The sequence below is a fragment of the Gammaproteobacteria bacterium genome, from assembly GCA_011682695.1.
Classification (GTDB): Bacteria; Actinomycetota; Acidimicrobiia; order Spongiisociales; family UBA4744; genus BMS3Bbin01.
This window is the reverse complement of record JAACED010000070.1, coordinates 1-8844: the sequence shown is the minus strand read 5'-3', so window position 1 is coordinate 8844 and position 8844 is coordinate 1. Positions and strand designations below refer to the sequence as shown.

Below are 8844 nucleotides of genomic sequence, written 5' to 3'. Positions count from 1 at the left end.
TCGCCTGAGTCAACACCCGACCCTGATCATGAACAGGTCGCCCCGGACCGGATCACCCGATCGCCTCAAACAGCGTCGCACCCACCCCGAGCCGATCAGCGAACGACCCCAACGCATGCGACCCGACATGACCAACCACCTGGGTTCCACGGCTTCCACGATCACATTGCGTGTGCTGGTAGCGTTCATCTCGCAGATGCCCTCATGTCTCGGAAACTGACGTCTTCACAACCTCAGTGTCCCTTACCAGGAGGGTGTTGTCGCGCACCTCCAACCCCAACCCGATCACACCATGTGAATAATCGGGGCTAGTGGTATCGCCAACGCCGACGTTCAGGCGCGGCGAGGGAGATTGGCTTCACACCGCCGACCGTGTCGCCGTTCTCGATCGCGCCACAGAGCTGTGACCTCTGCCGTGTGAAGGTCTCTGGGGTCCCACCGAGTGCGAGCCCTGACGTAGGGTGCCGTGCAGAGTGCCACGACCAGAAATTGTCACACCCCCATGGCAGACTGATCAATACCGGCCACTTGCGACTCAAGGGGGACGAATGAGCATTTCACAGTTGTGGGCCAAGGCAGACGGCGAGGCGTGGCACCCGCTAACCCACCACATGCTCGACTCAGCGTTCGTCGCCGCCGAGCTTTGGGAGCGGCTTGTCTCAAGACGCATGCGGGAACGCCTTGGCGAGCCGACCGCATCCACGATTCGACTACTCGCCGGCCTGCACGATGTCGGCAAAGCTTCACCCGCCTTCCAAGGAAAGATCCCCGAGTTGGCACCGGCAGATGCGCCACGTTCCACACGGCCCGAGTACTCGCACGGCATCGTCACCGGACACCATCTCAGGACGTCAAAGGCATTCGCCGAGGCATACGGCGTATCGTCGCAGCAGCTCGCTCAGTCTCTCGCGGGTCACCATGGCATCGTCCCCAGCATGGCTCAACTGCGCGCGGCGGGCCGATCCACAGCACGCACCCATGTCGGCGCCGGGCATTGGTCCACATGGCGGGAGGAACTCACGCAATGGCTATCGGACATCCTGGGCAATCCTCACGCCCCAGTGCTCTGGTACGACAAACCCATCGAGGTCCCTGCCGTCGCCTACCTACTCGGTCTCGTGTCCGTCGCCGATTGGATCGCTTCGAACGTTCGATGGTTCCCGTATTCGACCGAGTCGGCCAAGGCGTACGTGGACGTGGCCCGCCAGCGCGCCGGAAACGCGATAACGGCACTTGGGTTCGATAGGTGGAAGCCCCTCGCCCAGGGCCCTGAGGAACGCATGGGCGTAGCCCGACTACACCCAACACAGGAGACCACCGCCACCCTGGTCCGCTCACAGCGCTCACCAGGACTCGTTATTGTCGAGTCGGAGACGGGATCCGGCAAAACTGAGACGGCTCTCGACATCGCTGGAGAACTCGTCGTCAAGGGAATGGCTTCGGGTCTGTATTTCGCGATGCCGACTCGCGCCACCTCGAACGCTCTCTACGATCGGATGCGCGAGTTCTTGGAACGATCGAGTGACCAAGCCGACGTCGGATTACAGCTCATCCACGGGCGCGCCTCGTTGCACGGCGAGTTCGCGGAGAGCATCGGCGCCCGCCCCCTGGTACCGAAGGGCGTCTGGGACCGAGACCGGTCCGGAACTTCCGTGGTTGCTGAATCGTGGTTCTTCTACCGGCGACGTGGCGTGCTTTGCCCCATCGGGGTCGGCGTCGTCGACGAGATCCTGCTCTCCGCCCAACAGGCGCGCTACGGCTACGTCCGGCTTTATGGCCTAGCCGACAAGGTGATCATCGTCGACGAGGTTCATGCCTACGACGACTACATGATGGTCCTACTCGAAGTGGCTCTTGAGTGGTTTGGCCAGAGGGGAACGCCGGTTGTCCTCCTGTCTGCCACACTTCCGCAACGTACCAGGCGAAGGCTGCTCGGGGCGTACGGGTGTGAGATACCCGACGATCTTGCCTCTGCCTACCCGATGGTCTCGGTGGGGTCTCGCGGGGCCATCGCGGAAGCGATCCCGACTGGTCCTACAGCCGAACGAGTCATCACGGTACAGTGGCTCCCCGGTGATGTCGACGGGATCGCCGTTGGCGTATCCGCCGCCGTCGCACTATCCGAATCGGCCGATGTTCTCCTGTTGAGGAACACCGTCGCGCGAGCACAGGCATCGGCGCGCCGCATTCGGGACCTCCGGCCGGATGTCGAAGTCCGGTTGCTGCATTCCAGGATCCCCTTCGCCCGTCGTGACAAGCTCGAACGGGAGCTGCTCGGGCACTTCGGCCCTGGGGGTGAACGCCCGAAGGGATCCGTGACGGTCGCCACCCAGGTTGTCGAACAGAGCCTCGATGTTGACTTCGACGTGCTGATCACCGATTTCGCCCCCACCGATCTTCTCCTCCAGCGCGCCGGCCGGGTCCACCGCCATAGGGATCATCCGGAACCTCGCATCGTGGTCACGGGCTACGAGCTTGCCGGCGACAGCGTGACCTTCGACACTGGCAGTGCCTTCATCTACGGCGAGTATCGATTGGTTCGTACCCGTCGGGCATTGCAGGGTCGCACCGTGATCGCCGTTCCGGCCGACGTCGTCGAGGTGATGGAGGCGACCTACAGCGAGCCTCCGACTGACGACGACTTGGCCTCTCTCAGGCAGGAGGATGAGAAACGGCGGCATGAAGACCAGGCTGAAGCCGACCGACGACGGCTGCCACACCCACCGATCGCGTACCTTGAGCAGATCAACGAGCACTGGGGGAAGGACAACGAGAACGCGGCCCCGAAACACCGCGCTTTGAGCCGCCTCGGCGAGTCGGTCGACGTGATCGTGGTCGACGACGCCAACCGGGATGCTGACCCGGCGACAGTGCAGGGGCAGCGGCTGTTGATGGAGAGTTCGCTAAGTCTTGGCTCACCCAGGGGGCTTGTCGCGTCGCTTCGAGCGACCGATCGGCACGAATGGGAGCACACACGCTTGAAGTTCTTTCGAAGGCTCGAACTCGACAACAAGGGATACGCCGAAATCGAGGGCGCCGGTCGCACCTATCGGGTGCAACTCGACGACTTCCTCGGATTGATCGTGGAGGAAAAGCATTGAAATACAACCTGATCGATGAGGCATGGATACCGGTGACGATCGCCGCGCGCCAGGAGAAGGTGGGTCTAGCCGAAGCCTTCCAGCGGGCCGACGAGATCGTCGCCGTCGGAGGAGATTCGCCGCCGGTGAAGGTGGCGCTCCATCGTCTGCTGTTCTCTGTGTTCATGGCGGCCGTGGGCCGCGACGGCGCCAGATGGGTCGAGCGGTGGCAGGCGCATACGGTACCGGCCAATGAGATCCTCGCCTACTTGGAACGCCACCGGAACCGCTTCGATCTGCTCGACACCAAGGCTCCCTTCTACCAGGCCCCGGGCTTGGCGACTCTCGCCGTCGAGCATCCCGAAAAGGTGAAGGATGTGGGGATCTTGGTTCCGTCAGTGGCGTCGGAAAGGAACAAGAAGACGCTCTTCAATCACACAACACCAGACCGGCCTGTCCAACTGACGCTGGATGCGAGCGCCCGATGGCTGGTCACCTTGCAGGCATACGACCTGCCCGGGTTGAAGACCGGAATCGGGTTGGGAGCGCAAGCTCGGGCATCGGCGAAGGTGTCACCGCTGTGCGGCGCGATCCACGTTACTCCTGTGGGCAGAACCTTCGCCGAAACACTGCTTCTCAACTGTGTGGAGGTGCGCGACTGGGAATCCGGCAATGACCGACCGGCATGGGAGCGTCCCCCCGTCGGGATAGAGCCCAAGGAACGTGCACCGGAGGGCACGTTGGATTGGCTCACCTGGCAGTCTCGACGTGTCCTTCTGATTGGAGACGACGGACGTGTCGACCGAGTGGTCATCACTCCGGGTGATCATCACGCCCCTCGCCAGCGTTGGGAGTGTGAGCCGTATGTGCCGTTCCGTCGCAACGAAGCGAAGACAGGCGACACCTACAACCCAATTCGGCTGAGCACCAGCCGTCAAGCGTGGCGGGACCTGTACTCGATCATTGCCGTTACGGGATCCGAAGCGGGTGCTGCGATCATTCGCCAACTGGTGCGGCGCCTGGATCGTCTCGGCCTTGACCCCGCCGACGAGATCCTCACCGTCGAGGTGGGGGGCACCATAACCGACCAGAAACACCAGAAGGTGCTCGATTGGCGATCCGACCGGTTCGTGCTCCCACTTGCGCTGGCCGCGAACCCGCTTGCGGCGGAGACGCTGCGTGCCGGCCTCGATCTCGCCAAGGCAGTGGCCCGCAGCATTCGCGATGCGGTGCGCATGGCAACGACCACCGAGAAGGCCGGTCACGAAGGGGACGGCTGGGCGAACGAGGTCGAACAGACCTTCTGGGCGCGTCTTGCCGCGGTCTTCCCTGCATTCACATCCACTCTGGGCAGTGGCGACCTCCTCGAAGCGGCCGACTCGTGGCGAGACCATGTGCGTCGGTCGGCGCAGATGTCCATACGCCCTGTGGATCTGGCCGGGGCTGCCCCCGGCAACTGGGAACGTTGGGCGAAGGGCCTTGCCCGGGCTGAATCCCGTAGTCCCTACGATGCATTTGCCGACGAAATGCAAGGAGTGAGACACGCTTTGACCGAGGAGGTACAGGAGTAATGCAATCCGTCGAACCCAGACCATCCGTCCATCCCTTCATCCATTATCTCGGAGGACTAAGTCGAGGTGACCTCGCCGCACTACGGCGCTCGGCCGCCCATCTACCGGGCTTCGACGCCGGTGCGGCGAGGGTTGTCTACCCGCGGATCCCAGAAGTATCGCCCGGTGGAGAGGCGCCGTATTTCGCCATCGCCGCCCTGTTCGCCCTGAAGCCGGGGCGCAAGAATTCGCCCAATGCCCGGAATCTCGGGTGGAGCGCGCGTTTCCTGGCGTTGAATCGCTCATCAGATGCCAAACCGGCGGACTCGGTGGCCCGACGATTCGAACGGGTGCTGGGAGCCTCCGGTGCAGAGCTGCCCAGATTGCTGCGGGACTTCGTTCCCCTGATCGACACCTCAGACGCCCCGATCGATTTCACGCTATTGCTGAAACACCATCGGAGCTGGGACAGCGTGGATCGCTGGGTACAACGAAAGTGGGCGAGGTCTTTCTGGACTCCGACATACGACAAGGACGAAGAGAAGAGCGAAAGGACATCATGATTATCGAGCAACATATCATCCGTTCCGTGGTACCGGCCAACCTCAACCGGGATGACCGCGGCGCCCCCAAACAGGCGACCTTCGGAGGGCACCGTCGGTCGCGAGTGTCGAGCCAAGCATTGAAGCGCGCCGCCCGTCGCGCCTTCACCGAGTACGGCTTGGATTCCGAGAATCTCGGTGTTCGCACGCGCCTGGTGGGCGTCGAGGTGGCCAAGCGCCTGGGCCAACGAAATCCTGAGGAAGCTGCCAACGCAGCGCAGCGAGCCTTGGAAAACCTCGACGTATCGACCGATTCCGGCACAGGAGGCAAGTCGGCCTACCTGCTCTTTCTTGGTGCCGATGCGCTTGACGAATTCGCCGCTGCGATCGACGAGCACTGGGATGAGCTGTCATCGGCCAAGAAGCTAAAGAAGGCGACGGTCAAGTCTTTGACATCGGAATCTCTCTTCGGAGGGTCGCCAAAGGCTGACATCGCCATGTTCGGTCGCATGATCGCCGACTTGCCCGCCCATAACGTTGATGCCGCGGTCCAGGTGGCGCACGCCATCTCAACACACGCCGTCGCCGGGGAGTTCGACTGGTTCACCGCTGTCGACGACCTCCAACCTGAGAATGAACCCGGCGCTGGGATGATGGGCACCGTCGAGTTCAATTCGGCGTGCCTGTACCAGTACTCCAATGTCGACGTGACCCAGCTACTAGCCAATCTCGACAAAGACGTCGACCTGGCGCGCCAGTCGTTGGCAGCGTTCCTGCGGGCGATGGCCCTTGAGTTGCCGACCGGAAAGCAGAATTCGATGGCCGCCCACAACCCTCCGTCGCTTGTGCTCCACACCGCTCGGCGGCGAGGCCAGTGGAACCTGGCTAACGCGTTCGAGAACCCGGTTCGCGCCGGAAGGGGCGGCATCGTCGAGGAATCACAGCGACGGCTGCTCAACTACTACCATCGTCTGAGCGGGCTGTTTCCTGCTCAGGTGCCACAGGCCGCGTGGTTCCTCAGTGACCTCGACGACGCCGAGTTCGGTGACCCAGACCCGGCCCGGCAATCGAACCTGGATGAGCTCGTCGACCTGGCAGTCGAAGAGGCTTTCAATGGCTAGGACTCTCCTACTCAGGCTCGCCGCACCGATGCAGTCGTGGGGGCGTCGAAGTCGGTTCGAGCATCGTGACACCGGTATCGAACCCTCAAAGAGTGGGGTCGTAGGACTCGTCGCGGCGGCGTTGGGTCGCCGCCGCGACGAGTCGATAGATGATCTCACCGCCCTCCGGTTCGGTGTACGCGTCGACCAACCGGGCTCCATCGAGCGGGATTTCCACACAGCCGCCAACGTTGCCAAGTACGGAGGGGGGACCGAGGCGCTCGTCTCGGATCGCTTCTACATCGCCGACGCGGTGTTCCTCGTCGGTCTCACCGGCGACGACGAGCTACTCAACCGGCTTGCTTCGAACCTGGAGTCACCCACGTTCCAGCTCTTTCTGGGGCGGAAGTCATTCGTACCAACGCCACCTTTGGTGCTCGGCGTGGTCGACGGTGAGCTCGAGGACGTGCTCGAGAGCCACCCATGGCTCGCTACGTCGCACCAGACCCTTCGCCGAGCCGGTGACGGCGATGAGCTCCGGTTGGTGGTGGAGGATGCCTCGGCGCCAGAGACTTTCGAGGACGACGCTGTGGTGTCGTTCTCCACCCGGGAGTTCACAGCTCGCCCTGTGCGAGTGGTGTTTGTATCGCCACCCCACGAGCCTCGACCGGCATGGTCGGCAGGGGGTTGAAGATGACGCTTCACCTCAGTCGAATCCCGATAACGGGCGACCGCCTCCGGTACCAGCTCAGTTCCGACGTGTATGCGGCACACCGATTCGTGATGCGTCACTTCCCGGTTGCCAACAAGGATCCGCGATCAGAGTTGGGGATCTTGTGGCGTTTCGAGGAACACAACAGGCCGCACTTCCTCGTGCAGTCGCTCGTGTTGCCGACCACCGAGGTCGAGTCAAAAACCTTTGATCCGATCGTCCTCGTCGAAGACATGACGGTCCGGTTTCTTCTCGTAGCCAACCCCTCTAGAAAGCAGAAGCGCGAAGGGCGACCAAACTCGGCCCGCATCGGCATACACAACGAAGAGACGCAGATCGCGTGGTTGAAGAGCAGGTTGGCGAATTCACTCGAATGGGCCGACCCGGGCGCCGTGCGAGTGTCGGAGCCGCGGCGCCTGCATGGTCGTCGTGGTACGCAGCGAGTCGTGATCGACGCAGTGACTTTCGATGGGGTGGGTCATGTTGTCGACGCGACCCGGCTCGCTGGCGTGATTGCGCGAGGAGTTGGCCCGGGGAAAGCTTTCGGTTGCGGTCTCCTGTCGGTATCCCGTGTTTGAACCGCAACCTAAGGATCGTCCCCAATCGTCGCATGATCTGCCACGGTTATCGCAGTCGATCTCGTTCGTGTACGCGGAGAATGCCTCGATCAACCGCAAAGATCAAACCGTGGAGATTGCCGATTCCGAAGGGCGGTCGGCCTTGCCGGTCGCGTCGATCACATCACTCCTACTTGGTCCTGGGACGTCGGTCAGTCACAGGGCGATGACGACATTGGCCGATCACGGGTGCTCGGTGGTATGGCTCGGGCAGAACGGTGTGCGCATGTATGCCGCGGCGAGACCAGAGAACCGCTCAAGCCGACTAGCGGAACGCCAGGCCATTGCTTGGGCGAATTCCACATCGCGCAAGCGGATGGGTCGCCGTCTCTATCTGACCCGGTTTCCGGGCGAGAAGGTTGCGAAACTGTCGATACCCCAGCTTCGTGGACGCGAGGGTGTCCGCGTACGCGAAGCCTACCGACGTGCCAGTGTCCTCCTTGGTGTGGAGTGGGATGGCCGGCTGTACGACCGGGACGACTGGAGCGCCTCGGACCCAATCAATCAGGCGTTGTCGACGGCAACGGCGTGCCTGTACGGCGTTTGTCACGGCGCCATCGTCACACTGGGGCTCATCCCATCGTTGGGATTCATTCACACTGGGCACTACCTGAGCTTCGTCTATGACATCGCTGACCTATACAAGGTTGAACTCGCCGTGCCCGCCGCGTTCGAAGCGGTGGCGGAAGGTGCTTCGAATCTTGAACGGGCGGTTCGGACTCGGCTCCGTGACTACTTCGGTGCATCTCGGTTCTTGAAGCGTGTGAGCAGAGACCTAGTCCTGTTGTTCTCAGACGACACCGACGACGCCGTGCTCGAGCAACTACAGCGTGGCCGAGACGAGATCCGGCTGTGGGATCCGGACCAAGGCGAGCTGGCGGGTGGCGTGAACTACGGAGATGACGCTTGATAGTAGTAATCGTCCAAGCCGTGCCGCCGCGCCTTCGCGGCCACCTGCGACGGTATCTAACAGAAGTTGCAGCCGGTGTCTACGTAGGCGAGCTGTCCGCTCGGGTTCGGGACCGCCTCTGGTCGCGGGTGATCAACGCCTGTGCCGACGGCCGGGCCATCCTCGTGCGTTCGGCAAACAACGAACAAGGGTACCTATTTGATCTCGTCGGGCACTCCGATAGAGAGATTGTTGACTTGGATGGTTTCCAAATCACGAGGCTCCTTGACAACAGAAACGCTTGAACGAAAGGCTATCCTATGTGCCTTCCCCACGCCCGTGGGGGTGAACCCG

At 62.4% G+C, this 8844-nt stretch carries 8 protein-coding genes; all 8 read left to right on the top strand.

What is annotated here, in order from left to right:
- The first annotated feature begins 548 nt into the window (after positions 1-548).
- The 8 genes from cas3 to cas2e are packed head-to-tail and all read left to right on the top strand — an operon-like array spanning position 549 to position 8795.
- Entirely contained in the window at positions 549-3101 is a 2553-nt protein-coding gene (gene cas3 / locus GWP04_11040; protein NIA26086.1) for a CRISPR-associated helicase Cas3', read from the top strand.
- A complete protein-coding gene (gene casA / locus GWP04_11035; GenBank protein ID NIA26085.1) occupies positions 3098-4651 on the top strand; it encodes a type I-E CRISPR-associated protein Cse1/CasA in 1554 nt (517 codons plus the stop codon). Before cas3 ends, casA begins: the two co-directional genes overlap by 4 nt.
- Positions 4651-5193: a type I-E CRISPR-associated protein Cse2/CasB gene (casB, locus tag GWP04_11030; GenBank protein NIA26084.1), complete on the top strand. Its 543-nt coding sequence runs from the start codon at positions 4651-4653 to the stop codon at positions 5191-5193. The genes casA and casB overlap by 1 nt, the downstream gene beginning before the upstream one ends.
- Positions 5190-6293 (top strand): type I-E CRISPR-associated protein Cas7/Cse4/CasC, encoded by a 1104-nt coding sequence (gene cas7e, locus GWP04_11025; protein ID NIA26083.1) that lies wholly within the window; start codon positions 5190-5192, stop codon positions 6291-6293. Before casB ends, cas7e begins: the two co-directional genes overlap by 4 nt.
- Entirely contained in the window at positions 6286-6963 is a 678-nt protein-coding gene (gene cas5e, locus GWP04_11020; protein NIA26082.1) for a type I-E CRISPR-associated protein Cas5/CasD, read from the top strand. Before cas7e ends, cas5e begins: the two co-directional genes overlap by 8 nt.
- 2 nt (positions 6964-6965) lie before the next feature.
- Complete coding sequence (cas6e, locus tag GWP04_11015; GenBank protein ID NIA26081.1) at positions 6966-7562, top strand: type I-E CRISPR-associated protein Cas6/Cse3/CasE; 597 nt, start codon at positions 6966-6968, stop codon at positions 7560-7562.
- A 37-nt stretch (positions 7563-7599) separates the two neighbouring features.
- Positions 7600-8511, top strand: a complete 912-nt coding sequence (gene cas1e / locus GWP04_11010; protein NIA26080.1) for a type I-E CRISPR-associated endonuclease Cas1 — start codon at positions 7600-7602, stop codon at positions 8509-8511.
- Positions 8508-8795: a type I-E CRISPR-associated endoribonuclease Cas2 gene (gene cas2e, locus GWP04_11005; protein NIA26079.1), complete on the top strand. Its 288-nt coding sequence runs from the start codon at positions 8508-8510 to the stop codon at positions 8793-8795. Before cas1e ends, cas2e begins: the two co-directional genes overlap by 4 nt.
- Positions 8796-8844: the final 49 nt, after the last annotated feature.

Coding starts and splice junctions, on each gene's coding strand:
- cas5e (NIA26082.1), top strand. CDS start 6,286: ATGGCTAGGACTCTCCTACTCAGGCTCGCCGCACCGATGCAGTCGTGG.
- cas7e (NIA26083.1), top strand. CDS start 5,190: ATGATTATCGAGCAACATATCATCCGTTCCGTGGTACCGGCCAACCTC.
- cas6e (NIA26081.1), top strand. CDS start 6,966: ATGACGCTTCACCTCAGTCGAATCCCGATAACGGGCGACCGCCTCCGG.
- cas3 (NIA26086.1), top strand. CDS start 549: ATGAGCATTTCACAGTTGTGGGCCAAGGCAGACGGCGAGGCGTGGCAC.
- casB (NIA26084.1), top strand. CDS start 4,651: ATGCAATCCGTCGAACCCAGACCATCCGTCCATCCCTTCATCCATTAT.